Genomic DNA, 24,269 nt, shown 5'->3' on the forward strand with positions numbered 1-24,269 from the left:
ATTTGACCACAGTTCCGCCTTTTTTTAGTGCAGCGCAGCATTGCGATGCGCCTTCTGCGTACATGAAGCTCCAGCCCGATCAATCCAGCGTTCAGACCATCACCGGCTACGGGCCGGGCTGGGTGAGCGTGAGCACCGGTGGCGCCTCGGAGAAGATCGCGCAGAGCGTGGTTCTCACTTCTGGCGGCGCGCGTGACGCATGGCCCGCAGCGCATTTCGAAGACCTCGGGCCCGAACACTTCGCGCAACTCGCGCAGGCGGACGTCGAGGTCATCATCTTCGGCAGCGGATCGCGCATTCGCTTCCCGCAGCCGGCGTGGCTCAAGCCGCTCATGGCAAGGCGCATTGGCCTGGAGACGATGGACAGCGCGGCTGCTTGCCGCACCTACAACATCCTCGCGCAAGAAGGCCGCAGCTGCGCGGTCGCCCTGATCCTCGAGCAGCCCGGTTAACCCGGCCATCCGGGGAATTTCGATTCAGGTTAAAATTGCAGGTTGCAACGGGATGCCCGCGTCCCGAGACTGAAGTAGCAACGAGCAACCCCTGTCACACGAGAAACACATTCCATGGCGATCGTTGTCAACAAACCCATCCCCGAATTCGAAGCCAACGCCACAGGCGGTCTCAAGGTCTCCAACACGTCGCACAACGGGCAGGTCGTGATCCTGTACTTCTACCCGAAGGACAACACGCCTGGCTGCACCACCGAAGCCATGCAGTTCCGCGACAAGTACAAGGACTTCGTGAAGGCTGGCGCCGAAGTGTTCGGCGTCTCGCGCGACAACATGAAGTCGCATGACGAATTCAAGGCCAAGCTCGAACTGCCCTTCGAGCTGATCGCCGACACCGAAGAGAAGATGTGCCACATGTTCGGCGTGGTCAAGAACAAGATCATGTACGGCAAGAAGGTCAAGGGCATTGAGCGCAGCACGTTCCTGATCGGCGCCGACGGCGTACTCAAGCAGGAATGGCGCGGCCTGAAGGTTCCTGGCCACGTTGATGAAGTGCTCAAGGCTGTGAAACTGCTGAAAAAGGCGGCCTGACGTTTCGTAGCAACATGGCTGATGCTGCGGTTGAAGCGTCACCGACCGTGTGCATAATGATTCCATGCAGTTGACCACGGCGCATCGCGTCGAAACCGCTAGACCGAACAAAGCCGCCCGGCTCGCCTGGCGGCTTTTTCACTTCTCGACCTTCTCATCAGGGAACCCGCACCCCCATGCCACTGCCCCCCGCCCCGACCAAGCGCGCTGCCATGCTCCCGCCGGACGCCTACGACGCGCCGGCCCGCTCCCATCACAAGGCCGCTCGAAAAACGGAAGGCACGCCCTCGGATAGCCCGCTGGCCGAGAAGCCGCAGGCCATGGAGTTCAGCCCCCGCGGCGGCGGCGATCGCCTGCCTGAGGTGTTCCACGAGGAAGCCGTCAGTGAGGCGAGCCAGGTCGTCCAGGCCGCCGCCCAGAAAAAACAGAGCGCGCCGGTACAGGTAGCGGCACGTCCGGCACGCAAACCCAGGTCGACGGGTCCGCACAAGCTGTTCGTGCTCGACACGAATGTGCTGATGCACGACCCGATGAGCCTGTTCCGCTTCGAGGAACATGACATCTTCCTGCCGATGATCGTTCTGGAAGAGCTCGACGGCAACAAGAAGGGCATGACAGAAGTAGCCCGCAATGCACGCCAGGCCAGCCGCTCGCTCGATGCCCTGGCAGGCGCCCAGGGCGCAGACATCACGACAGGGCTGAAGCTCAACTCGACGGGGCATCGTGAGGCTGGCGGCAACCTGTTCTTCCAGACGCAGGCGCTCGCTAATCACCTGCCGTCAAGCTTGCCTCAAGGCAAGGCGGACAACCAGATTCTCGGTGTGGTGCAAGCTCTTCGCGAGCTGCACGCTCCCCGCGAAGTCGTGCTGGTGTCCAAGGACATCAACATGCGGGTCAAAGCGCGCGCACTTGGCCTGGCAACGGACGACTACCAGAACGACAAGACAATCGACGACCTCGAGCTGCTGTACTCCGGCTCGCTGGCGCTGCCGCCGGACTTCTGGGCCAAGCACGGCAAGACCGTGGAGAGCTGGCAAAGCGGCCAGCACACTTACTACCGCATCACCGGCCCGATCGTGCCGCAGTTGCTGATCAACCAGTTCGTGTACTTCGAGTCGCCTGGTGAGCCGAGCCTTTACGCGCGGGTGACAGAAACCCGTGCGAAGACCGCGGTTCTCAAGACGCTGAAGGACTATGGCCACCTCAAGAACGCGGTGTGGGGTGTCTGCACGCGCAACCGTGAGCAGAACTTCGCGATGAACCTGCTGATGGACCCGGAGATCGACTTTGTGTCGCTCACGGGAACGGCTGGCACCGGCAAGACACTGATGGCACTGGCCTCGGGCCTGACACAGGTGCTCGACGACCGCCGCTACACCGAGATCATCATGACGCGCGCCACGGTGAGCGTTGGCGAGGACATCGGCTTTCTGCCCGGCACTGAAGAAGAAAAGATGGGTCCGTGGATGGGCGCGCTCGACGACAACCTCGAAGTGCTTGGCAAGACAGAAGGCAGCGCCGGGGAATGGGGCCGTGCAGCCACCAACGAGCTGATCCGCAGCCGCATCAAGATCAAGAGCATGAACTTCATGCGCGGCCGCACATTCCTGAACAAGTACGTGATCATTGATGAGGCGCAGAACCTGACGCCCAAGCAGATGAAGACGCTGGTCACGCGCGCAGGCCCTGGCACCAAGATCATCTGCATGGGTAATCTCGCGCAGATCGACACGCCCTACCTGACCGAAGGCTCGTCGGGCCTGACGTTCGCGGTCGACAAGTTCAAGGGCTGGCCGCATAGCGGCCATATCACGCTGGCGCGCGGCGAGCGTTCGCGCCTGGCCGACTTTGCGAGTGATGTGCTCTAGCGCAAGCTAGAAGTCCCCACCACCGCTGGCGAGGCTTTCGAACTTCGTCAGCGGCTTGATGAAAGCAAGCTTGACGGTCCCGGTGGGGCCGTTTCGCTGTTTGCTGATGATGATTTCGGCGACGCCGGGCTCCTTCGAGTCCTTGTTGTAGTAGTCGTCGCGGTAGATGAACATGATCACGTCGGCGTCCTGCTCGATCGCGCCCGATTCACGCAGGTCGCTCATCATGGGCCGCTTGTCCGTGCGCGATTCAACACCACGAGACAGCTGAGACAGCGCAATCACCGGGCAACCCAACTCCTTGGCAAGCGACTTCAGGCCGCGCGAGAGTTCGCCGACGGCTGTCGCGCGGTTCTCATCGCTCATGCCTGTCGATACGCTCATGAGCTGCAGGTAGTCGACCACGATGAGGCCGAGCTTGCCGCCGCACTGGCGTGCAAGTCGCCTCGCGTTGGCGCGCAGCTCGCTCACCGTGAGTCCGGGTGACTCGTCGATGTGCAATGACACGTTGCGGAGCTTTTCGATGGCTTCGGTCAGGCGCGGCCATTCGTCATCAGTGAGTTTGCCGGTGCGCAAATGGGTCTGGTCGATCCGGCCAATCGAGCCGACGATACGCACGGCCAGCTGGCTTGCGCCCATTTCCATGGAGAACACGGCAACCGGCAGTTCCTCTTTCAGCGCGACGTGTTCCGCAATGTTGATCGCGAGCGCCGTCTTGCCCATCGACGGGCGTGCCGCCAGCACGATCATGTCCCCTGCCTGCATTCCTGAAGTCATGCGGTCGAGGTCATAGAAGCCCGTCGGCACGCCAGTGATGTCGTTCGGGTTGTCTGCCATCTCCTGCACGCGGTCCAGCAGCTCGACCACGAGCGAATCCATGCCCTGGAAGCCCTGCTTCATCCGCGAGCCTTCCTCGCCGATGTTGAAGATCTTCTGCTCGGCTTCGTCCAGGATCTTGTCGACCGCCTTGCCTTGGGTGTTGAAGGCAGCAGTGGCAATTTCGTCGCTGGCGCTCACGAGTTTGCGCAGGATCGATCGTTCGCGAACGATCTCGGCATAGCGGCGGATGTTGCCCGCACTGGGCACGTATTGCGCGAGCGAATTCAGGTAAGCGAGCCCGCCGATTTCCTCCGCCTTGCCGACAGATTGAAGCTGTTCAAACACCGTGATGACATCGGCAGGGCGTGTGGCGTTGATCAGCCCGCCAACTGACGCGTAGATCAGCCGGTGCTCATAGCGATAGAAGTCACTGTCGGTGAGCAGATCGCCAACCCGATCCCAGGCACCGTTGTCGAGCAACAGGCCGCCCAGCACACTCGATTCCGCCTCAATGGAATGCGGCGGGATGCGCAATTGCGCGACCTGGCGGTCGCGGGAAAAGTCATCGTCGTTGGAGGTAAGTACTGCGGACATGGATAGGCAATTGAATCAGGACAACCTGTGGAAGTCACGGGACAACCTGTGGGTTGGCAGTGGGCAACTGTGTAAAACCACGGGACAAACAAAAAGCCGCCCGAAGGCGGCCTTTTGGTGGATCGGCGGAGTGTTCCGGCTTAAGCCGTTTCACCCAGGACCGTCACGGTGATGTCGACCACCACATCAGTGTGCAGTTGCACGCCGACCGTCGAATCGCCCACCATCTTGATCGGGCCGTTGGGCATACGCACTTGCGCCTTGGCGACCTTGTAGCCTTGCTTGGTGAGCTCTTCGGAGATGTCGAAGTTGGTGACCGAGCCAAACAGGCGACCGTCAACGCCGGCCTTCTGTGTCAGCTTGATCGTGGTGCCACCAAGCTTGGCGCCTTGTGCCTGGGACTCGGCCAGCTTCGCAGCTGCTGCCTTCTCGAGTTCGATGCGCTTGGCTTCGAATTCGGCCTTATTCGCTTCGGTAGCGCGGCGGGCGTAGCCTTCCGGGATCAGGAAGTTGCGGGCGTAGCCGTCTTTGACCTTGACGATTTCGCCGAGGTTGCCAAGGTTAACGACCTTGTCGAGCAGGATGACTTGCATGTTTTTCGCCCCTTAGATGCGGTGCTGGTCCGAGTACGGGACCAGGGCCAGGAAGCGAGCACGCTTGATGGCGGTGTTGAGCTGGCGCTGGTAAATCGCGCGGGTGCCCGTCAGGCGGGCCGGGATGATCTTGCCGTTTTCAGCGATGAAGTCGCGCAGGGTGTCGACGTCTTTGTAGTCGATTTCCTCGACGCCAGCGACTGTGAAGCGGCAAAAGCGCTTGCGCTTGAACAGCAATGATTGCGTGTTGCGCTTCGGACGCTTGTCCTTGTTGAATTTCTTGAACGTGGCCATGAAGGGACCTCTTTAAGCTTGATCGAATGACTGAATGTGGAGCACAGCGTGCTTGCCGTTGCGCGGTGTCGCCAGGAATCCCGTGAAGCGCCAGTTGCTGCCTATGGGCTGCCGGACCAAGGTCTCGGCGTTGCTGCCAAAAGCAACTGCCTTGATCGCCGCTTTCACCTGCCTGAGCTGCCCTGCTTCCAGAATTTCCGACTCATGTTCGAGGCGGGCATCGAAGGCGGGTAACCCGGCCGGGGTGTAGCGCAGCGCCGAAGCTTCTGCGATACGGGCGCTCAAAACGAGCTGATTCACTTCCAGGGCGGCGACGAGCCGCTTACGACTGGTACTCCGCCTGCTGGGCCTTGCGGGCCTCTTCGCGTTCAACCGTCTTCATCATAGAAGACGGGCCAGTTTCGGCCTTCTTCTTGACGACAGTCAGGTGGCGCAGCACGGCGTCGTTGAAGCGGAATGCGTGCTCGAGTTCGGCCATCACGGGCTGGTCAGCCTCGATGTTCACACACAGGTAATGGGCTTTGGCCAGCTTGTTGATCTGGTACGCCAGCTGACGACGGCCCCAGTCTTCAACCCGGTGCACTTTGCCGCCGCCGGCGGTGATCATGCCCTTGTAACGCTCCAGCATGGCCGGAACTTGTTCGCTCTGGTCCGGATGGATCAGAAGAATGATTTCATAGTGACGCATGAGACTCCTTTTGGGTGCGGGCCCTGCAGGGCCCAGGTGGCAGCTGCCAGGCGCGTCAAGAGCCAGTGCAGCAAGGTAAGCCCGCGATTATAGCCCGCGGCCGGGCCGGCTGGCGGCTCAGTCGTTCAGCAACTGGTCCAGCATGGCGAAATCCTTCTCGCCCACGGCCTCACGAATCCGTGGGGCCAGCGCCAGAAGGTCCATGTAGGTCATGGCGTTCGCGACGGCGAAGTTGAGATTGCGCCCGCGCAAACCGAGGTTTGCAGTCAGCATCTCTGCCACTGGCTGGGCGCGGTCGTAGCGCTCCATCAGCGAGCGCCCCGAGCGTTTAGCCTCAAGCTTCTTTGCGTTGGAAAGTGCCATGGCAGCGGCCTTGGAAAGCTCTGCGACCAGGCCGAGTTCAACCAGGGCGTCGATATCTGCCCTTGTCACACCACCAGCCTTGGTGGCCGCAAGCAGTTCCGCGATCGATCGTTTGCCGTCGACCAGGATAAAAACGGACCGCTGGTGAGGCGTGAGTACGACGGAACGGTCCCTCATGACACGCTGTCCGAGAAGTGTCTTGCAAATGATCACGTCGCCTCCAGAGCGATTCGATGCACTGCGGGCAGTTTGCAATGACCGCGCTTGCCGCGCAAGCGCATTTCAATCAACGGTCGTTCAACGCGTTATCGAGCGGCCTGAATTTTTCGGCACCGACGGCCTCGAGGATGCGCGGTGCCACCGCAAGCAGTTCCTCATAATTGGTCGCACCTTCCACCGCAAGATTCAGGCGGAACCCGCGCAAGCCGAGCGCGGAAGTCAGTCGCGTCGCAATGGGGTACGCCTCGGCGTATCGCTCTTGCGGTGTGCGTTGCTTGTGCTGGGCGACGGCTTGGGCTGCTGCTTGCTGCTGAGCCTGTTCGACGCGCGATTTCTCAGGCGCGACGTCCGCGATGAGCCCCAGCTGGAACAGGACGTCGATATCGGCACGTGTGACACCCATTGCCGCAGTGGCCGCAAGGATATTGTCGAGCGAGCGCTGGCCGTCAACAAGGATGAAGGCTGCGCGCTGTTTGGGCGACAGTGCAACAGACCTGTCTTTCATCACCTTGAGCCCAGATTCGGTCTTGGCTAACAGCATCGCTTACCTCCCATCAAACCAGCGGGTTGCTCGCAGTAACCAGTATCCACCCATGCTTGGGACACGTCCATCTTGGTGCACCTAGCTTTGCACGACCGTTGTCACAAGAGCATAGGGGTTTATCCATACGACAGGCCAAAAAAAGCCCGCTTGAAAGGCGGGCTTTTGCGGGGGCGTGTGCTCTTGTCAGTCGCGAGCGTAGATGTCCACGTCCTTCGTCTCGCGAATGAACAGCATGCCGATGACGAACGTGCCCGCAGCGACGGTGACCGGGTACCAGAGCCCGTAGAAGATGTCGCCCGTGGCCGCCACCATCGCGAACGCCGTGGTGGGCAGCAGACCGCCGAACCAGCCGTTACCAATGTGATAAGGCAGGCTCATCGAGGTATAGCGGATTCGCGTGGGGAACAGCTCGACCAGCATCGCTGCGATCGGGCCATACACCATGGTCACCAGAATCACGAGGAAGACCAACAGCGCGAGCACCATGGCCTTGTTCATCTTGTCCGGCGCAGCGGGAGTCGTCAGGCCGGCGCCCTTGGCCGCATCGCCCACTGACTTCTTGAACTCGGCAATAGCCTTCGCGCTGTCAGGCGCAAAACCATGGCGCTCAGCATTCAGTGTGGCGGTCGGTGCAGGCATCACCTTGTCGCCGATCGTCACCGTCGCGGCCGAGCCAGCCGGGCCGATCTTGTTCTCATACGGAATGTACGAAGTGGTCAGCGTGCGCTTGGCGATATCGCAGGACGACGTGAAGTCGATCTCACGTGCAATCGGGCTGCCCTGGAAAGAGCATTGCGCCGGGTCGGCAGTCACGGCCACCTTGGCGGCCTTCTGCGCATCGGCCAGTGCGGGGTTCGCGGCCTGCAGCAGCATCGGGAACACGGTGAAGTACGTCAGCGCAGCGATCAGGCAGCCGGCCATGATGATCGGCTTGCGCCCGATCTTGTCGGACAGCGAGCCGAAGACGATGAAGAAAGGCGTGCCGATCAACAGTGATGCTGCGATGAACAGGTTGGCGGTCGTCACGTCGACCTTGGCAATCGTGGTCATGAAGAACAGCGCATAGAACTGCCCCGTGTACCAGACCACTGCCTGTCCTGCCGTCAGGCCCAGCAGCGCCAGGATCACGATCTTCAGGTTCTTCCATTGGCCGAACGACTCGGCCAGCGGAGCCTTCGACGTCTTGCCTTCCGACTTCATCTTCTGGAATGCCGGCGACTCATTCAGGCTCAAGCGGATCCACACCGAGATGCCGAGCAGCAGGATGGAGGCCAGGAAAGGAATGCGCCAGCCCCAGTCGGCGAAGTCTTTCGTGCCCATGCTTTCGCGCACGCCGAGAATGACGAGCAGCGACAGGAACAGGCCCAGCGTAGCCGTGGTCTGGATCCATGCCGTGTAAGCGCCGCGCTTGCCGTGCGGTGCGTGCTCTGCCACATACGTTGCCGCGCCGCCGTACTCACCACCGAGCGCCAGGCCTTGCAGCATGCGCAGTGCGATCAGGATGACAGGAGCAGCGATGCCGATGGACTTGTACCCTGGCAACAAGCCGACAACGAATGTCGACGCGCCCATGATCAGGATGGTGACCAGGAACGTGTACTTGCGGCCAATCATGTCGCCCAGGCGGCCGAACACGATGGCGCCGAACGGGCGGACAAGGAAACCCGCCGCAAAGGCGAGCAGCGCGAAGATGTACGCGGATGTCGGGTCCAGGCCCGAGAAGAACTGGCCCGCGATGATCGCAGCCAGCGAACCGTACAGGTAGAAGTCGTACCACTCGAAAACGGTTCCCAGCGATGAGGCGAAGATGACCTTCTTTTCCTCTTTCGTCATGGGGGCCGTCGAGGCTACCGGTTTTGAACCGGCGTTTCCGGACGCTGTTGCCATGGAGTCTCCTTCAGGTTTGTTTTGCGGCACGCGAAGTGTTGGCAAACCATCTGACAACAAACTGACTCTCGGCAGTTGCGCGGGCAAGTCCTGTTAGGGCATACCCTAGGTTTGATACGAAGCAGTCCGCCGTTCCGCAGTGAGAAGACCGACTGCGACAACGACTGCAAATCCGAGCGGCACGCCAAAGACGGCCGCTGAAATTGGTTGGATTCCAAACCACAAGTCCTGGCCGGGCGACATCGCGAAGAACGCACGCACGGGTGCTGCATTGACCATCATGTAGTAGATGGTGATGCCGAGTCCGGCCAGCATGCCCAGCACAGCGCCGCGCCGATTGGCGCGTGGCCAGAAGATGCCCAGCACCATCGCAGGCACGAACGCTGAAGCGGCGAGCGAGAACGACGCCGCAACGAGCGGCAGGATTTCCGCCGGTTTGAACGAAGCCACCCCCGCGGCGATCAGCGCGACGGCGAGTAACGCGAACTTCGACAGAATCACGCGCTGCTCCGGTGTGACATGGTCATTGATCTCGTGCGAGTACACATCGCGCACCATCGCATTGCTGATGGTCAGCAGCAGTCCATCGGCGGTGGACAGCGCAGCTGCAAGCCCACCGGCAGCAACCAGCCCTGAAATGACATAGGGCAGCCCGCCGAGCTCGGGCGTTGCCAGCATGATCATGTCGGCGCCCAGGCGAATCTCGCCCCATTGCAGGATGCGGTCACCATTGACATCAGCGACGGAGATCAGTGAGCTGTCCACCTTCGCCCACTGCGCGATCCAGGGCGGTAACGCGTCGAAACTGCTGCCTACCAGGTTGTTCATCACTTCGAACTTCACGAGCACCGCCAGCGCGGGCGCACTGACGTAAACCAGCGCAATAAAGAAAAGCGACCATGCCACCGACGTGCGGGCTTCAGCCACCGACGGTGTTGTGTAGTAGCGCGTGAGCAAATGCGGCAGCCCCGCAGTACCCACCATCAGGCAGAACATGAGAGCCAGGAAATTCAGGCGAGAAGTGCTGAAAGCCTCCTGTTCGGCTGGCGTGCCTGTGGGGTCACCCGCATAAGGCTGCGTGTGCGCAGGCACGCCGCCTAGCGGGCGGGCGCGCTCGTAGCTTTCATTGATGATGCGTACCCACCGCTCGCGCGCGGCAACAGGGTCTTTCGGCAGGGCAGCGAAATCCCGGTTAGCCTGCACGATCAGGGCCGAATCCGCACCTTGCTGCTTCAACCTGCGGATCAACTCCTGGGCCTGGGAGCGCTCCTTTTGCAGCGAGCCCTCGATATCCTGCAGCCTGGACTCGTACTCCTTGGCGCGCTGCAGGAAAATCGTCGCGACTTCCTTTTCGGCCGGGTCTTGCATCAGCCTGGTTTCCAGCTCGGAGATCTTGTTGAGCTGCGCACCATAGACCACCGGCGCCATCGGGTTGCCCAGCTGCTTGTACGCCAGCCAGGACACAGGAATCAGGAATGCAAGCAGCAAGATGATGTACTGCGCCACCTGCGTCCAGGTGATGGCGCGCATGCCGCCCAGGAACGAGCAGAGCAACACACCACCCAGGCCCAGCAACACGCCGATCTCGAACTGCACCCCCGTCAGTCGCGACGCAATCAGGCCAATGCCATAGATCTGCGCGATGACGTAGGTGAACGAGCACAACATGGCCGCGAGCGCCGCGATCACACGCGGCCAGCGCCCGCCGTAGCGCAGGCTGAAGTAGTCGGGCACGGTGTAGAGGTTCAGCTTGCGCAGGTGAGGCGCAATCAGCAGCGCCACCAGGCAAAAGCCGCCTGTCCAGCCCAGCACGTAGGCCAGCCCGCCGGCCTGCGCCTGCGTGCCGCCGAACCCCTGCAAGTAGAGGCCACCTGCCAGGCTGATGAATGAAGCCGCACTCATCCAGTCGGCCGCGGCCGCCATCCCGTTGTACATGGCGGGAATGCGGCGGCCGGCCACGTAGTACTCCTCAGGGTCCGTGGTGCGCCCGTAAATGCCGATCACCGCGTACATCATCACGGTGGAAAACATGAAGATCGGGCCCAGCCAGTAGCGAGACAGGCCGTTGCGCTCGGCCCACGCCATCAGCGCCAGAAACAGCAGGAAGCCGGCGACAAAGATGCCAACGTTGCGATGCAGGCGCCGCTTGTAGGCGGCATACACGGGCGTATCAGGCATCCGGCGGGCTGCCACGCGTCGGCAGGCTGTCTTCCGGGGCCAGGCGCTTCATCACCATCGCGTAAATCGCCACGATTGCAATGAAAACCAGGACGGCGCCCTGCGCGGCCATCCAGAAGCCGAACGGCCACGGCCCCACCGAAAACGCCAGGTCGCGCGCAAAGAAACAGACACCAAAACTCACCACTGCCCACACGGCCAGCAGCGCTGCCTTCAAAGCCAGCACGCGCGGATCGTGTTTTTCTAGCGCCTGCGGTTCAACCATGCGCGGATCATGTCACCCAAGGCGAGTTGCCGCCTTAGGTGTGGCCCTAGGTTGCCGCAGTGCGCAGTACTTCAGCGCGACGCCAGCTGCTTCCAGGTGGCGATAACGCTGTCGGGGTTGAGCGAGATCGACGTAATGCCCTCGTCGGCGAGCCAGGCGGCGAAATCCGGATGGTCGCTCGGGCCCTGGCCGCAGATGCCGACGTACTTGCCTTTCGACAGGCAGGCCTTGATAGCGCGCGACAACATGGCCTTGACCGCCGGGTCGCGCTCGTCGAAGTCAGCGGCGAGCAGTTCGAGGCCGGAGTCGCGATCGAGACCGAGCGTGAGCTGCGTCAGGTCATTCGAGCCAATCGAGAAGCCGTCGAAATACTCGAGAAACTCGTCCGCCAGGATCGCGTTGCTCGGTACCTCGCACATCATGATGACCTTCAGGTCCTCCGTTCCGCGCTTGAGCCCCTGTACTGCGAGCAGTTGCGTGACGCGGTCAGCCTGCTTGAGCGTTCGCACGAACGGCACCATGACCTGCACATTGGTCAGGCCCATCTCGCCGCGCACGCGCACGAGCGCTTCGCATTCCATCGCGAACGCTTCGCGGAAGTCTTCACTGATGTAGCGCGCTGCGCCGCGAAAACCCAGCATCGGGTTTTCTTCTTCGGGCTCATAGCGCGAGCCGCCGATCAGCTTGCGGTATTCGTTCGACTTGAAGTCGGACAGGCGCACGATCACGGGCTTGGGCCAGAACGCAGCGGCGATGGTCGCAACGCCTTCTGCCACCTTGTCCACATAGAACGCTCGCGGCGACGCGTGACCGCGGGCCACTGACTCCACGGCTTTCTTCAGGTCGGCATCGACGTTCGGGTAGTCGAGGATCGCCTTCGGGTGCACGCCGATGTTGTTGTTGATGATGAACTCAAGCCGCGCCAGGCCCACGCCGTCATTGGGCAGCTGCGCGAAGTCAAAGGCCAGTTGCGGATTGCCGACGTTCATCGTCATCTTGATGGCAATCTTGGGCATCGCGCCGCGCTGCACTTCACTGACTTCCGTCTCGAGCAAACCGTCGTAGATAAAGCCGGTGTCGCCCTCGGCGCAACTCACCGTGACGAGCATTCCTTCGCCAAGCAAGTCAGTGGCATTGCCGCAGCCGACAACGGCCGGGATGCCCAGTTCGCGCGCGATGATCGCCGCGTGGCAGGTCCGTCCGCCGCGGTTCGTGACAATGGCGCTCGCGCGCTTCATCACGGGCTCCCAGTTCGGGTCGGTCATATCAGTCACGAGCACATCGCCCGGCTGCACCTTGTCCATTTCGGAGATGTTCTGCACGATGCGGACAGGGCCTGTGCCGACCTTCTGGCCGATCGCGCGGCCTTCTGCCAGCACCGTGCCTTTGCCCATGACCTTGTAGCGCAGCTCGGCCTTGCCTTGCTGCTGGCTCTTCACGGTCTCGGGGCGTGCTTGCAGGATGTAGATCTGACCGTCAGTGCCGTCCTTGCCCCACTCGATATCCATGGCCCGGCCGTAGTGCTTCTCGATCACCAGCGCATAGCGCGCGAGCTGCTCCACATCCGCATCGGTCAATGAGAAACGGTTGCGCTGCTCCAGCGGCACTTCGGTGGTTTTGACCAGCTTGCCGGAGGCCGCCTTTTCAGCGTCGCTGGAAAACACCATCTGGATCAGCTTGGAGCCCAGATTGCGGCGGATCACAGCGCGCTTGCCGGCAGCGAGCATCGGCTTGTGCACATAGAACTCGTCGGGATTCACGGCGCCCTGCACCACCGTTTCACCCAGGCCGTAGCTCGAGGTGATGAACACCACCTCTTCGAAGCCGGATTCGGTATCGATCGTGAACATCACGCCGGCCGCGCCCAGATCACTGCGCACCATGCGCTGCACGCCCGCCGACAGTGCGACGTCGGCATGTGCGAAGCCCTTGTGGACGCGGTAGCTGATCGCACGGTCGTTGTAGAGGGACGCGAAGACTTCCTTCATCTTCGCCAGGACGTCGTCAATGCCCACGACATTGAGGAACGTCTCCTGCTGGCCCGCAAATGATGCGTCTGGCAAGTCCTCGGCAGTGGCCGAGGACCGGACTGCGAAACTCGCCATCGGATTGCCGGCGGACAGTTTCGTGAAGGCTGCGCGGATCGCCGCTTCGAGATCGGGTGGAAACGGCTGGGCTTCGACCCAGCTGCGGATGTCGGCGCCGGCGGCCGCCAACGCGCGCACGTCATCCGTGTTGAGTGCATCGAGCCGCTGGTTGATGCGCTCGGCCAGGCCGGCATGGGCCAGGAACTGGCGGTACCCATGCGCTGTTGTGGCAAAGCCGGTTGGCACCAGCACGCCTTGCGGCAGCTGCGAAATCATCTCGCCGAGACTGGCGTTCTTGCCGCCCACATAGGCGACATCGTCCATTCTCAAATCCTCGAAGGGGACAACGAGCAGGTTATCTAGGCGGTTCTCCAGCGGGGCCGCAGAGGCTGTTGCAGACATGGGAAAGCTCCAAAAGTAAAAAGCTGGTCTGCGCTCGTAGGGCGCGCCCGGGCATGAGCAAGGCAACGGCGATCTGGTTGTTGGTTGGGGCCGATGCGGGTCATGCGCGAGGGAATCGGATAATTGCTGGCATTGTAGGCGTCGGCGTCCCGCTCGCGGCTTGCAATGGCCTGAAAGAACCACTGCATGCATACACGCACCGTCTTCTTCATTTCCGATGGCACAGGGATCACCGCCGAGACGTTCGGCAACGCCATCCTGGCTCAGTTCGAGTTCAAGCCGCGCCATGTCCGGCTGCCTTTTGTCGATACGGTCGACAAAGCTCATCAGGTCGTGCGGCAGGTCAACCACACGGCAGAAGTCGAGGGCCGCAAGCCCCTGGTCTTCACGACGCTCGTCAATATCGAGATTCTTCGCGTGATCGAGCAAGGCTGCCGCGGAATGCTGCTCGACATGTTCGGCACCTTCGTGCGCCCACTCGAAGTGGAGCTGGGCCTGAAGTCGAACCACCGCGTGGGCCGCTTTTCGGACGCAAGCAAGAGCAAGGAGTACCACGACCGGATCGAGGCCATCAACTTCAGCCTGGCGCATGACGACGGCCAGTCCAACCGCGACCTCGAAGGCGCCGACGTGATCCTTGTCGGCGTGAGCCGCAGTGGCAAGACACCGACGTCGCTCTATCTTGCGATGCAATACGGCCTGAAGGCAGCGAACTACCCGCTCATCCCCGAAGACTTCGAGCGTCAGCAGCTGCCCCCCGCGCTGGCGGCGCATCGCAAGAAGATCTTCGGCTTGACCATCCAGCCCGAGCGGCTGGCCGAAATCCGAAATGAGCGGCGGCCCAACTCGCGCTATGCGGCGCTGGAAAACTGCCGCACTGAAGTGGCCGAAGCCGAGGCCATGATGCGCCGTGCCGGCATTCGCTGGCTGAGCACCACAACCAAGTCGATCGAAGAGATCGCCACCACCATCCTCCAGGAAATCCGGCCGGAGCGGCTGGTGTACTGAGCCAACCTGCCCCCGGCCTGCGGCGCCTCACCACGAGGAGGATCTGCGCTCGCTCAGGCAGAGCAATAGACATTCGCTAACGGAACGATTCGATCAATAAATTGGATTGATTCACCCGTCGCCCGTAACCTCCACGCATCGCAATCTGAAACCCCAAGAGAGGAAAAACCATGTCACTCATCAATACCCAAGTCGCTCCCTTCCAGGCCACGGCATACCACAACGGCAAGTTCGTTCCCGTCACGCAGGAGAACTTCAAGGGCAAGTGGTCGGTCGTCGTGTTCTACCCGGCTGACTTCACGTTCGTCTGCCCGACCGAGCTCGGCGACCTGGCCGATCACTATGAAGAGTTCAAGAAGCTCGGCGTCGAGGTCTACGGCGTCTCGACCGACACGCACTTCACGCACAAGGCATGGCACGACACGTCGGACACGATCCGCAAGGTGCAGTACCCGCTGGTGGGCGACCCAAGCCACCAGCTGGCCCGCTTCTTCGAAGTGCTGATCACCGAAGGCGAAGACACCGGCCTGGCCCTGCGCGGCACGTTCGTGATCGACCCCGAGGGCCGCATCAAGACCATCGAAGTGCACGACAACGGCATTGGCCGCGATGCCACCGAAACGCTGCGCCGCGTCAAGGCAGCGCAGTACATCGCCGCCCACCCGGGCGAAGTGTGCCCCGCCAAGTGGAGCGAAGGCGCCGAAACGCTGACACCGTCGCTCGACCTCGTCGGCAAGATCTGAAGAGGACTCGCGCCGCCATGCTCGATGCCAACCTCAAAGCGCAGCTCGCGGCGTATCTCCAGCGAATCGACCAGCCGGTGGAGCTCGTCGCTTCGCTTGACGACACGCCGGCTTCCGCCAAGCTCCAGGCGCTGCTGAAAGACATTTCTGACGCCTCGCCACTGGTGACAGTGGTCGAGTCGCGCGGTGGACCGCACCGCGCACCCTCGTTCGCCGTCACGCGGCAGGGCCACTCGCACGGGCCGCGATTCGCGGGCCTGCCGATGGGCCATGAGTTCACGTCGCTCGTGCTGGCGCTGCTCCAGGTGGGCGGCTACCCACCGAAGGTCGACGAACCGGTCCTCAAGCAGATTCGCGAACTCGACGGTGACTTCGATTTCGAAATCTACATCTCGCTGACGTGCCACAACTGCCCCGACGTCGTGCAGGCACTGAACCTGATGGCGATCCAGAACCCGCGCATCAAGGCGACGATGATCGACGGCTCGCTGTTCCAGGACGAAATCAAGGAACGCCAGATCATGGCGGTTCCCACGGTGTTCCTGAACGGAACGCACTTCGGCCAGGGCCGGATGAGCCTGGAAGAGATCCTCGCAAAAATCGACACGAGCGGTGTGAAGCGTGAGGCCGACAAGATCGCCGGCAAAGATCCGTTCGACGTGCTGATTGTCGGCGGCGGGCCTGCAGGCGCTGCAGCGGCGGTGTACGCCGCGCGCAAAGGCATTCGAACCGGCATCGCGTCCGAGCGGTTCGGCGGCCAGGTGCTCGACACGATGGGCATTGAAAACTTCGTGTCGGTGAAAGAAACTGAAGGGCCGAAGTTCGCACTGGCGCTCGAAGAGCATGTTCGCCAATACGACGTGGACATCATGAACCTGCAGCGGGCCAAGGCGCTGATTCCCGGTCCCGAGCTGATCGAGATCCAGCTCGAAAGCGGTGCGTCGCTGAAAGCGAAGAGCGTGGTGGTCACGACGGGCGCACGCTGGCGCAATATCAACGTTCCCGGTGAGCACGAGTACCGCAACAAGGGCGTCGCGTACTGCCCGCACTGTGACGGCCCGCTCTTCAAGGGCAAGCGCGTCGCCGTGATCGGCGGCGGCAACTCGGGCGTGGAAGCAGCGATCGACCTGGCAGGCATCGTCGGGCACGTCACGCTGATCGAGTTCGACACAAAACTGCGTGCCGATGAAGTGTTGCAGCGCAAGTTGCGCAGCCTGGCCAACGTCACGGTGCTGGTGAATGCACAGACGACTGAAATTGCAGGCAACGGCCAGCGCGTCACCGGGCTTTCCTACAAGGACCGCTCCACCGGCGAAGCGAAGCAGGTCGAGCTCGAAGGTGTGTTTGTGCAGATCGGGCTCGTGCCGAACACGGAATGGCTCAAGGGCACGCTCGAGTTGTCGCGCCACGGCGAAATCATCGTTGACGCGAAGGGGCAGACATCGATTCCCGGCGTGTTTGCCGCGGGCGACGCGACGACCGTGCCATTCAAGCAAATCATCATCGCCGCAGGCGACGGTGCCAAGGCAGCGCTGGGCGCATTCGACCACCTCATCCGGTCGAGCGCGCCCGCTCATTGAACTTCTGAAAATATTTTCTCAACGCAAATGAGATAGATTCTCATTTGCGTTAAACTCGCCGCTGGAAATTAATTCGGCGGAGGCCCCCGTGGCGAGTAGAGAGTTTGGTGAAAAGCAGTCCTTCACGGCACCGTCGCTGCACGTAGGCGCCCTGATGCTTGCCGCGTCGGTCAGCAGCTGGGCCCAGACGCGCCCTGTATCCACGCTGGCGCCCGTCACGATCCGGGAAAAGGCCGAGGCCCCGCAGGGCAAAGACGCAGTACAGACCAAGCGCACATCCATCGGCAAGGGCGAGCAGGACATCCGGGACATCCCGCAATCAGTCAACGTCATCACCGAAAAGCTGATCGACGACGTCAAGCTCGACACGCTCAAGCAAGCCCTTCATTACTCGGCTGGCATCACGTTCGCCGCGACGGAAAACGGCACCGACCAGGACGTGCGGCTGCGCGGCTTCCCGATTGCCACCACGGGCGACGTACTCATCGACGGCATGCGCGACCCCTCGCAATACGACCGCGACACGTTCAACCTGGAGCGGATCGAAGTGATGCGCGGCTCGGCGTCCATGCTTTTCGGCCGCGGCTCGACTGGCGGTGTCGTGAACCAGGTGACGAAAAGGCCTTTGCTGCAGGACCAGACAGATATCACCGGCACGGCTGGCACCGGCGGCTATTTCCGCAGCACCGCGGACTTCAACCTGCGCACGGGCGAGACGAACGCTCTTCGCATCAACGCCATGGTCAACAAGGCCAACAACGGCGGCGCAAAAGTAGACAAGTACGGCTTCGCGCCGAGCTACGCGTGGGGCCTGGGCACGCCTGATGAGTTCAACGTTGGCCTGTTCACCATCAAGAATGACAACGTACCGATGGCGGCCGTTCGCTATGTGAATGGCCGCCTGGCACCTGTCGCGGCCGGTGCGTTCTACGGCACGGCATCGGACTTCGCGACAGGCGAAGCGACGTATGTCAACGGCAGCTGGAAGCACCTGTTTGCCAATGGCGGCGAACTGCGTGCCCAATGGCGAAGCGGCATCTTCGACCGCGCGCAATGGAGTACGGCCGCCGGCGCATGCGGCGCGACGCCGACACCTGCGGGGACTTGCCCGGCTGGCACACCCGCCGTCACATCGCTGACACCGGCGACCTTCCTGACCCGCAGCGGCCTCACGCCACGCAAAGACCGCTACAAGGCCACGTACGCACAGGCCGACTACAGCAAGAGCATCGAGGCCTTCGGCATGCGCCACGACTTGCTGGCCGGTGTCGACATCTCGCGTGAGCAGGCGAATCGATTCCAGAACAACGGATCGCTGCTCGCAACACGCCCCGCGACCACCGTCGGCACACCCGACGGCGGCGCCGTGCTCGCCGGCCCCGGATCGTTTCCGCAGTGGCGCAACTCCAGCAACTACACCGCCAAAGCATGGGGCGCCTATGCGCAGGACACCATCCATCTCACACCCGTGTGGAAGTTGCTCGGCGGCGTGCGCTACGACAGCTTCAAAGGTGACTTCGAAAGCCTCGCCTATGCAGCCGGTGCCAATGGCGCATTGACGACCGTCACGAAGACGCACCTGTCGAACTCGCCGTGGAGCTACCGCGCCGGCGTGCTCTACCAGCCGACGGCCTCGCAGTCGTATCACGTGTCATACGGCACTTCGTTCAACACATCGGCAGACACCTACCAGTTCGTCACGCCACAAACGGCGGGCACGCCACCCGAGAAGAGCCGCAACATCGAGCTTGGCGCCAAGCTCGACTGGCTGGGCGGGCGGCTCTCCACGCGCGGCGCGATCTTCAGGACAGAAAAGTTCAATGAGCGCACCACCGATGCCGACTTTGCCGGAACGGCCTTCCTGCTCTCGGGCAAGCGCCATACGTCGGGCATCGAACTCGATGTGGTTGGATACCTCACGCCCAAGTGGGAAATCTATGCGTCGTACACGTGGATCCCGATTGCGAAAATCGATGCGCTCGGCACGGCCCAGGCCGCTTCAGTAGGCTCGCGCGTGGGCCTGACGCCCAAGCAGTCCGGCGCAGTGTGGCTCAGCTACCAAGCGTTGCCTGAACTGCGCCTGGCGGTGGGCGCGCACGGCGCCAGCGAAAATCGGCCGCTGCAGGGCACGACCGGCGCGGCGTCGACCACGGCGCGCGTGCCAGGCTTTGCCGTCTTCGATGCCATGGCGGAATACAAATTCACACCCGATGTGTACGCGCAGATCAACGTGAACAACCTGACCAACAAAGCCTACGGCGACCAGCTGTACCCCGGCTTCACCGTACTTGGCGCGAAGCGCCAGGTGCTGGCGACAATCGGCGTGCGCTACTGAGCCACCACCATCATGCTGCTGCACATCCAAGGCGTCCTGACTTCTGCTGAAGTTGCGCAGGCCCGCGACATCCTGGCGACAGCCCCGTGGGGCGACGGCCGGATCACCGCCGGGAGCCAGTCGGCTGTGGCCAAAAACAACGAGCAGTTGCCCGAGGCATGCGAGCAGACGCAACAAGTGCAGCAGTTACTGCTGCGCGGGCTGGAACGCCACGAGACATTCTTTTCCGCAGCGCTGCCCAAGCAGGTTTCGCCACCGCTGTTCAATCGCTACGGCGGCAGCGCCAACAGTTTCGGCAATCACGTGGACAGCGCGGTGCGCTACCTGCGAAACGGCGCCGGGCGGGTGCGAACCGACATCTCGTGCACCGTCTTTCTCAGCGAGCCCCATGAATACGACGGCGGCGAACTCGTGATCGAAGACACCTTCGGCAGCCATCGCGTGAAGCTGCCCGCCGGGGACATGGTGCTGTATCCGGGGACAAGTGTTCACCGTGTCGAACCCGTCACGCGGGGCGCCCGCATCGCCAGCTACTTCTGGATCCAGAGCATGGTGCGCACCGACGAACAGCGCCGCCTGCTGCACGACATGGACAACCATCTTCGGCGTTTGCGCTCAAGCGCGGGCGAAGCTGATCCCTCGGTGATCGGGCTCACCAGCACGTATCACAACCTCCTTCGGATGTGGATCGACATCTGACTCTTCAATCTGACTCTTCAACGACTGGAGCCTTCCCATGAAAACACGACATCTCCTCGCAGCGCTCGCGCTCGCCCCCGCATTCGCTTTCGCGCATGGCGACATCAAGTGCGACGTGCCCAAAGCCGAGTGGCAGCCGCAGACAGCGCTGCAAGCCAAGCTGGAAAAAGACGGCTGGAAAAAAGTGCGCAAGGTCAAGGTCGAGAACGGCTGCTATGAGGTGTACGGCTTCGACGAAAACAACAAGCGTGCAGAGAAGTTCTACAACCCCAAGACCTTCGAGCTGGTCAACGAAGTCAAGAAGCCGTGACAACGCCCGGCGGCGCTGACACGTCGCCAGCCGTCGTTGTATGGGACCGGCCCGTGCGCCTGGTGCACTGGGCACTCGCGCTCGTGTGCGTGGCTGCATGGATCACCTCCGACTTCTTCCTGCGGTGGCACGAGCCATTCGGATACGCCGCGCTCGCCCTCGTCGTCGCACGCATCGCGTGGGGAATAATCGGCAGCCCCTACGCGCGGCTTGCGCAGTTTGTGCGCGGGCCGGGTGCAACGCGGCACTACTTTCGCGAGGTCCTGCGTGGCCACGCAGCACGCTACCTCGGTCACAACCCGCTGGGCGCCTGGATGGCATTGGCGCTCTGGCAATGTGTGGCAGCGCTCGGCCTGACTGGCTGGCTGATGAACACCGACATGTTCTGGGGCGTGGAGTGGCTCGACTGGCTTCATCACGCGCTGGCATGGCTGCTCATCGCTCTTGTAGTGGCTCACGTTGCAGGCGTGGTGACGACAGGTCGCCGTCACCGTGAAAACCTGGTGCTGTCGATGTGGACAGGCCGCAAGCGAGCACCCGGCCCCCACGACGTGGCTTGACCCCACTTGGATTTGAAGATTGATTCGCAGTGCATATTGCCCAACGACCGCTGAACCGAACTTATGTCATCGCCGCAGGCGTGCTGGCGTTTCACGCCGCAGCGCTCTGGGCATTGCAGTCCGGCTTGCTTCAGCGTGCAATGGAGGTGGTGGTGCCCGTAGCCATGCTCACCGAGCTGATCGAGCCGCCGCAGCCCAAGAGCGAATCGCGCGAATCACAGGCGCAACTGCGCGCACCGTCGCCGCCACCCGCGAAGGCAGCGCCCGCTGCAACGCCCCTGCCAGTCGCCATCCCACGCGCTGAGCCCGCACCGAACGCAGTCACCGCTTCACCTGAACCGGCAGTGCCGATGAATACGACAGCGGCCGGGCCTGCCAATGCCTCAGTGCTGTCCTCGCCCTCCGCGCCTCCTGCGCCCTCGCCTGCTCCCGCGCGCGTGGAACTGCCATCCACCAGTGCCGAATACCTCCAGAACCCGAAGCCGGCCTACCCGCCATTGAGCAAGCGCCTGGGCGAACAAGGCAGCGTCATCGTCCGTGTGCTGATCGGCCCTGACGGCCTGCCGCAACGCGCGGAGCTGTACAAGGCCAGCGGGTTCGACAGGCTCGACCAGGCGGCCCTCGCCACGGTCATGAAATGGCGCTATGTGCCGGGCAAGCGAGCGGGCGTCCCCGAAACCATGTGGGCCTACGTGCCCATCAACTTTGTCCTCGAATAGGTCCTATTTCCATGAATTCCCAACTCGGCCTCATCAACCTCTGGACAGGCGGCGACATCGTCACCCGTGGCACGGCGCTCCTGCTGCTTGCCATGTCGCTCTCGTCCTGGATGGTGATCATCATCAAGGCGTTGAATCTGCGCACCTGCGCATCCCAGGCCCGCCAGACAGAACACTTCTGGCACAGCACCGACTTCGCCAGTGGGGTTCACAAACTGGGCACCGATGCAACCAACCCGTTTCGCGCACTCGCTGTCGAGGGGCGCGAGGCCACTGCACACCACCGCGCGCAGCAGCCCCAGTTGCATGACTCGCTCGATCTGAGCGACTGGCTGACGCGGTCGCTGCGCAATTCAATCGACGAGTCGACTGCCAGGCTCCAGTCAGGCCTCGCGGTGCTGGCATCGGTGGGCTCGACGGCGCCGTTTGTGGGGCTCTTCGGCACCGTCTGGGGCATCTACCACGCGCTGCTGTCGATCAGCACGGCGGGCCAGGCCACGATCGACAAAGTGGCTGGCCCCATCGGCGAGGCGCTGATCATGACGGCACTTGGCCTGGCCGTCGCAATCCCTGCGGTGCTGGGCTACAACGCACTTGTGCGGGGCAACAAGTCGGTGCTGGGCAAACTCAACCGCTTCGCGCACGATCTGCATGCGTACTTCATCACCGGCGCGCGAGTGTCGATCGCCGCCGACTCGTCGGCGCGCATCCTCGCGCTGAAGAAGGCCTGAGCCATGGCATTCGGCACACAGGACGAGATCGACGACGTCATGAACGAGATCAACATGACACCCCTGGTGGACGTCATGCTGGTCCTGCTGATCATCTTCATCATCACGGTTCCGGTCATGCAGCACTCGGTCAACATCGACCTGCCGCAAGCCACGAACAAGGTGGTCGACGCAAAACCGGAGACAGTCCGCCTCTCGGTGGATGCCCAAGGCAGCTACTTCCTCAATGAAAAGCGCGTTGATGACCAGGACCTGGCCGCAGCGCTGAAGACCGAAGCGCAGCGCAACCCGCAACCCGAGCTTCATATCCGCGGCGACAAGGCCGTGCGCTACGAGCGCGTGGCCCAAGCCATGGCAGTTGCGCAGCAGTCGGGCCTGCGAAAGATCGGCTTCATCACCGAACCCAGGCCGGAGTAACCGGCAATGCGCCCGCTAGAGGCCGATGGCAGCGATGCCCGCCCTGGCGATCTGCGCGTCTTCCGTGGACTTCACGCCGCTCACGCCAATGGCGCCCAGGCACTGCCCGTCCTTCATGATGGGCACGCCGCCTTCCAGCATGCCGGCGAGATCGGGCGCGCTCAGGAACGACACGCGGCCGCCATTGATCATCTCCTCGTAGACGCGGCTCTCGCGCCTGCCCACGGCTGCGGTATTGGCTTTGGCCGGCGCGATGTGGGCGGAGATGGGCGCCGCACCGTCCAGGCGTTGCAGCCAAAGCAGATGCCCGCCGTCGTCCACGATGGCAATCGTGACGGCCCACTTGTTCTTGATGGCCTCTGCTTCTGCGGCGGCAGCCATGGCCTTGAGGTCGGCCAGGTCGAGAAAGGGCTTGGAATTCATGGCGTGGGAACTCGTTGGTCTTTGAAGGCTCCAAGCATACTGCCGCAAAGCCCGTACAAAGCTGCGGACATGCGCATTGCCCGGGACTTGAACCAACCTAGAATGCGCCCATCTAACGGCTATCTGCAAAAGGAGTGCTGACCATGAGTGAAAACGTCCAGACCGTCGACTACGGCTATGCCGTTGGCGCGGACAATCGCAACAAGGTGATGCGCAACACCTACTGGCTCCTTGCCTTGAGCATGGTGCCAACGGTTCTCGGCGCATGGGTCGGCGTAGCCACGGGGATCGTGATCGGCCTGACGGGCGGCCTCGGCCTGATCGTCTTCCTCGCCGGTGCTTTCGGCTTCATGTTCGCCATCGAGAAAACAAAGAATTCGGCAGCCGGCGTTCCCGTGTTGCTCGGCTTCACGTTCTTCATGGGCCTGATGCTGTCGCGCCTGATCACGGCGGTGCTGGGCTTCAGCAATGGCCCGAGCCTGATCATGACGGCCTTTGGCGGCACGGCGGGCGTGTTCTTCGTGATGGCGAGCCTCGCCTCGGTGATCAAGCGCGACCTCTCCGGCATGGGCAAGTGGCTCTTCGTCGGCGCGCTGGCGATCATGATCGGCGGCATCATCAACGTGTTCATTGGCTCCACGGCCGGCATGATGGTGATCAGCGTGATGGCCATCGGCATCTTCAGCGCGTACATGCTGTACGACCTGAAGCAGATTCTTGATGGCGGCGAGACGAACTACATCAGCGCCACGCTCGCGCTGTACCTGGACCTCTTCAATGTGTTCCAGAGCCTGCTGGCCTTGCTGGGCATCGCTGGCGGCCAGCGCGACTGACGCTGTTTCGCGCGTCGTCCGGCGCAGCACACAGAAAGGGGCCCTCGGGCCCCTTTTTGCTGTTGCC

General features: G+C 62.3%; 26 protein-coding genes. 14 read left to right on the forward strand and 12 right to left on the reverse strand.

The genetic code is table 11. From position 1 onward, the window contains the following. Positions 1–62 precede the first annotated feature (62 nt). The 3 genes from GHT07_RS01550 (at position 63) to GHT07_RS01560 (ending at position 2,911) form a co-directional block, all read left to right on the forward strand. Positions 63–452: an Mth938-like domain-containing protein gene (locus GHT07_RS01550; RefSeq protein ID WP_153583284.1), complete on the forward strand. Its 390-nt coding sequence runs from the start codon at positions 63–65 to the stop codon at positions 450–452. Between the two features lie 114 nt (positions 453–566). Beyond that, positions 567–1,043, forward strand: coding sequence for a peroxiredoxin (locus GHT07_RS01555; RefSeq protein WP_153583285.1), 477 nt, complete (start codon positions 567–569; stop codon positions 1,041–1,043). A gap of 176 nt (positions 1,044–1,219) precedes the next feature. Continuing rightward, the gene (locus GHT07_RS01560) at positions 1,220–2,911 is read left to right on the forward strand and encodes a PhoH family protein (RefSeq protein ID WP_153583286.1); all 1,692 of its coding nucleotides are present in this window, start codon (positions 1,220–1,222) and stop codon (positions 2,909–2,911) included. Between the two features lie 6 nt (positions 2,912–2,917). Here the strand turns inward: GHT07_RS01560 and dnaB are convergent, their stop codons facing one another. The 11 genes from dnaB to ppsA all read right to left on the reverse strand — a co-directional run bounded on the left by dnaB (position 2,918) and on the right by ppsA (position 13,844). Beyond that, positions 2,918–4,324, reverse strand: coding sequence for a replicative DNA helicase (dnaB, locus tag GHT07_RS01565; protein WP_153583287.1), 1,407 nt, complete (start codon positions 4,322–4,324; stop codon positions 2,918–2,920). Positions 4,325–4,464: 140 nt separating this feature from the next. Beyond that, positions 4,465–4,917: a 50S ribosomal protein L9 gene (gene rplI, locus GHT07_RS01570; protein WP_153583288.1), complete on the reverse strand. Its 453-nt coding sequence runs from the start codon at positions 4,915–4,917 to the stop codon at positions 4,465–4,467. Positions 4,918–4,929: 12 nt separating this feature from the next. Beyond that, a complete protein-coding gene (gene rpsR, locus GHT07_RS01575; protein ID WP_048438842.1) occupies positions 4,930–5,211 on the reverse strand; it encodes a 30S ribosomal protein S18 in 282 nt (93 codons plus the stop codon). Positions 5,212–5,223: 12 nt separating this feature from the next. After that, a complete protein-coding gene (priB, locus tag GHT07_RS01580; RefSeq protein WP_323740729.1) occupies positions 5,224–5,511 on the reverse strand; it encodes a primosomal replication protein N in 288 nt (95 codons plus the stop codon). A gap of 22 nt (positions 5,512–5,533) precedes the next feature. Continuing rightward, positions 5,534–5,899, reverse strand: coding sequence for a 30S ribosomal protein S6 (rpsF, locus tag GHT07_RS01585; RefSeq protein WP_153583289.1), 366 nt, complete (start codon positions 5,897–5,899; stop codon positions 5,534–5,536). A 117-nt stretch (positions 5,900–6,016) separates the two neighbouring features. Then, on the reverse strand, positions 6,017–6,475 hold the full coding sequence (locus tag GHT07_RS01590) for a hypothetical protein (protein WP_323740730.1): 459 nt from the start codon (positions 6,473–6,475) through the stop codon (positions 6,017–6,019). A 73-nt stretch (positions 6,476–6,548) separates the two neighbouring features. Continuing rightward, positions 6,549–7,022 carry a hypothetical protein gene (locus GHT07_RS01595; protein WP_153583290.1) on the reverse strand — a complete coding sequence of 158 codons (474 nt, stop codon included), beginning with the start codon at positions 7,020–7,022 and terminating at the stop codon, positions 6,549–6,551. Between the two features lie 186 nt (positions 7,023–7,208). Next, positions 7,209–8,912: an MFS transporter gene (locus tag GHT07_RS01600; RefSeq protein ID WP_153583291.1), complete on the reverse strand. Its 1,704-nt coding sequence runs from the start codon at positions 8,910–8,912 to the stop codon at positions 7,209–7,211. Positions 8,913–9,017: 105 nt separating this feature from the next. Beyond that, a complete protein-coding gene (locus GHT07_RS01605; protein WP_153583292.1) occupies positions 9,018–11,090 on the reverse strand; it encodes a VC_2705 family sodium/solute symporter in 2,073 nt (690 codons plus the stop codon). Next, positions 11,083–11,355, reverse strand: coding sequence for a DUF4212 domain-containing protein (locus GHT07_RS01610; protein ID WP_153583293.1), 273 nt, complete (start codon positions 11,353–11,355; stop codon positions 11,083–11,085). The genes GHT07_RS01605 and GHT07_RS01610 overlap by 8 nt, the downstream gene beginning before the upstream one ends. Positions 11,356–11,426: 71 nt before the next feature. Then, positions 11,427–13,844 (reverse strand): phosphoenolpyruvate synthase, encoded by a 2,418-nt coding sequence (gene ppsA, locus GHT07_RS01615; RefSeq protein ID WP_153583294.1) that lies wholly within the window; start codon positions 13,842–13,844, stop codon positions 11,427–11,429. Between the two features lie 186 nt (positions 13,845–14,030). Between ppsA and ppsR the strand changes: the two genes are divergently transcribed. The 10 genes from ppsR (at position 14,031) to GHT07_RS01665 (ending at position 22,946) form a co-directional block, all read left to right on the forward strand. Next, positions 14,031–14,852 carry a posphoenolpyruvate synthetase regulatory kinase/phosphorylase PpsR gene (ppsR, locus tag GHT07_RS01620; protein ID WP_153583295.1) on the forward strand — a complete coding sequence of 274 codons (822 nt, stop codon included), beginning with the start codon at positions 14,031–14,033 and terminating at the stop codon, positions 14,850–14,852. A 170-nt stretch (positions 14,853–15,022) separates the two neighbouring features. Next, the gene (gene ahpC, locus GHT07_RS01625; RefSeq protein WP_153583296.1) at positions 15,023–15,595 is read left to right on the forward strand and encodes an alkyl hydroperoxide reductase subunit C; all 573 of its coding nucleotides are present in this window, start codon (positions 15,023–15,025) and stop codon (positions 15,593–15,595) included. Positions 15,596–15,612: 17 nt separating this feature from the next. Further along, positions 15,613–17,175 (forward strand): alkyl hydroperoxide reductase subunit F, encoded by a 1,563-nt coding sequence (gene ahpF / locus GHT07_RS01630; RefSeq protein ID WP_153583297.1) that lies wholly within the window; start codon positions 15,613–15,615, stop codon positions 17,173–17,175. 88 nt (positions 17,176–17,263) lie between these two features. Continuing rightward, the gene (locus GHT07_RS01635; protein WP_323740732.1) at positions 17,264–19,510 is read left to right on the forward strand and encodes a TonB-dependent receptor; all 2,247 of its coding nucleotides are present in this window, start codon (positions 17,264–17,266) and stop codon (positions 19,508–19,510) included. Positions 19,511–19,522: 12 nt separating this feature from the next. Beyond that, positions 19,523–20,209: a Fe2+-dependent dioxygenase gene (locus tag GHT07_RS01640; protein WP_153583298.1), complete on the forward strand. Its 687-nt coding sequence runs from the start codon at positions 19,523–19,525 to the stop codon at positions 20,207–20,209. 37 nt (positions 20,210–20,246) lie between these two features. Next, positions 20,247–20,519, forward strand: a complete 273-nt coding sequence (locus tag GHT07_RS01645) for a PepSY domain-containing protein (RefSeq protein ID WP_153583299.1) — start codon at positions 20,247–20,249, stop codon at positions 20,517–20,519. Then, the gene (locus tag GHT07_RS01650; protein ID WP_323740733.1) at positions 20,516–21,079 is read left to right on the forward strand and encodes a cytochrome b/b6 domain-containing protein; all 564 of its coding nucleotides are present in this window, start codon (positions 20,516–20,518) and stop codon (positions 21,077–21,079) included. Before GHT07_RS01645 ends, GHT07_RS01650 begins: the two co-directional genes overlap by 4 nt. A 29-nt stretch (positions 21,080–21,108) precedes the next feature. Beyond that, positions 21,109–21,798 (forward strand): energy transducer TonB, encoded by a 690-nt coding sequence (locus tag GHT07_RS01655; protein ID WP_323740734.1) that lies wholly within the window; start codon positions 21,109–21,111, stop codon positions 21,796–21,798. 11 nt (positions 21,799–21,809) lie between these two features. Beyond that, complete coding sequence (locus GHT07_RS01660; protein WP_153583300.1) at positions 21,810–22,529, forward strand: MotA/TolQ/ExbB proton channel family protein; 720 nt, start codon at positions 21,810–21,812, stop codon at positions 22,527–22,529. 3 nt (positions 22,530–22,532) lie between these two features. Next, the gene (locus tag GHT07_RS01665; RefSeq protein ID WP_153583301.1) at positions 22,533–22,946 is read left to right on the forward strand and encodes an ExbD/TolR family protein; all 414 of its coding nucleotides are present in this window, start codon (positions 22,533–22,535) and stop codon (positions 22,944–22,946) included. A gap of 15 nt (positions 22,947–22,961) precedes the next feature. Here GHT07_RS01665 and GHT07_RS01670 read toward each other — a convergent pair whose 3' ends face one another. Next, positions 22,962–23,369 (reverse strand): GlcG/HbpS family heme-binding protein, encoded by a 408-nt coding sequence (locus GHT07_RS01670; protein WP_153583302.1) that lies wholly within the window; start codon positions 23,367–23,369, stop codon positions 22,962–22,964. A 143-nt stretch (positions 23,370–23,512) separates the two neighbouring features. On the opposite strand from GHT07_RS01670, the gene GHT07_RS01675 reads away from it, so the two are divergent. Continuing rightward, on the forward strand, positions 23,513–24,202 hold the full coding sequence (locus GHT07_RS01675) for a Bax inhibitor-1/YccA family protein (RefSeq protein ID WP_153583303.1): 690 nt from the start codon (positions 23,513–23,515) through the stop codon (positions 24,200–24,202). The last annotated feature ends 67 nt before the right edge of the window (positions 24,203–24,269 follow it).

This window comes from Caenimonas koreensis DSM 17982 (genome assembly GCF_009646335.1).
Classification (GTDB): domain Bacteria; phylum Pseudomonadota; class Gammaproteobacteria; order Burkholderiales; family Burkholderiaceae_C; genus Ramlibacter; species Ramlibacter koreensis.

What these genes read in the sequence shown, in the direction of transcription:
- rpsF (WP_153583289.1), bottom strand. Translation starts at nt 5,899, where the DNA reads ATGCGTCACTATGAAATCATTCTTCTGATCCATCCGGACCAGAGCGAA.
- GHT07_RS01670 (WP_153583302.1), bottom strand. Translation starts at nt 23,369, where the DNA reads ATGAATTCCAAGCCCTTTCTCGACCTGGCCGACCTCAAGGCCATGGCT.
- ppsA (WP_153583294.1), bottom strand. Translation starts at nt 13,844, where the DNA reads ATGTCTGCAACAGCCTCTGCGGCCCCGCTGGAGAACCGCCTAGATAAC.
- GHT07_RS01610 (WP_153583293.1), bottom strand. Translation starts at nt 11,355, where the DNA reads ATGGTTGAACCGCAGGCGCTAGAAAAACACGATCCGCGCGTGCTGGCT.
- GHT07_RS01560 (WP_153583286.1), top strand. Translation starts at nt 1,220, where the DNA reads ATGCCACTGCCCCCCGCCCCGACCAAGCGCGCTGCCATGCTCCCGCCG.
- GHT07_RS01640 (WP_153583298.1), top strand. Translation starts at nt 19,523, where the DNA reads ATGCTGCTGCACATCCAAGGCGTCCTGACTTCTGCTGAAGTTGCGCAG.
- GHT07_RS01645 (WP_153583299.1), top strand. Translation starts at nt 20,247, where the DNA reads ATGAAAACACGACATCTCCTCGCAGCGCTCGCGCTCGCCCCCGCATTC.
- GHT07_RS01605 (WP_153583292.1), bottom strand. Translation starts at nt 11,090, where the DNA reads ATGCCTGATACGCCCGTGTATGCCGCCTACAAGCGGCGCCTGCATCGC.
- ahpF (WP_153583297.1), top strand. Translation starts at nt 15,613, where the DNA reads ATGCTCGATGCCAACCTCAAAGCGCAGCTCGCGGCGTATCTCCAGCGA.
- GHT07_RS01595 (WP_153583290.1), bottom strand. Translation starts at nt 7,022, where the DNA reads ATGCTGTTAGCCAAGACCGAATCTGGGCTCAAGGTGATGAAAGACAGG.
- GHT07_RS01665 (WP_153583301.1), top strand. Translation starts at nt 22,533, where the DNA reads ATGGCATTCGGCACACAGGACGAGATCGACGACGTCATGAACGAGATC.
- ppsR (WP_153583295.1), top strand. Translation starts at nt 14,031, where the DNA reads ATGCATACACGCACCGTCTTCTTCATTTCCGATGGCACAGGGATCACC.
- ahpC (WP_153583296.1), top strand. Translation starts at nt 15,023, where the DNA reads ATGTCACTCATCAATACCCAAGTCGCTCCCTTCCAGGCCACGGCATAC.
- GHT07_RS01555 (WP_153583285.1), top strand. Translation starts at nt 567, where the DNA reads ATGGCGATCGTTGTCAACAAACCCATCCCCGAATTCGAAGCCAACGCC.
- rplI (WP_153583288.1), bottom strand. Translation starts at nt 4,917, where the DNA reads ATGCAAGTCATCCTGCTCGACAAGGTCGTTAACCTTGGCAACCTCGGC.
- dnaB (WP_153583287.1), bottom strand. Translation starts at nt 4,324, where the DNA reads ATGTCCGCAGTACTTACCTCCAACGACGATGACTTTTCCCGCGACCGC.
- GHT07_RS01600 (WP_153583291.1), bottom strand. Translation starts at nt 8,912, where the DNA reads ATGGCAACAGCGTCCGGAAACGCCGGTTCAAAACCGGTAGCCTCGACG.
- rpsR (WP_048438842.1), bottom strand. Translation starts at nt 5,211, where the DNA reads ATGGCCACGTTCAAGAAATTCAACAAGGACAAGCGTCCGAAGCGCAAC.
- GHT07_RS01660 (WP_153583300.1), top strand. Translation starts at nt 21,810, where the DNA reads ATGAATTCCCAACTCGGCCTCATCAACCTCTGGACAGGCGGCGACATC.
- GHT07_RS01550 (WP_153583284.1), top strand. Translation starts at nt 63, where the DNA reads ATGAAGCTCCAGCCCGATCAATCCAGCGTTCAGACCATCACCGGCTAC.
- GHT07_RS01675 (WP_153583303.1), top strand. Translation starts at nt 23,513, where the DNA reads ATGAGTGAAAACGTCCAGACCGTCGACTACGGCTATGCCGTTGGCGCG.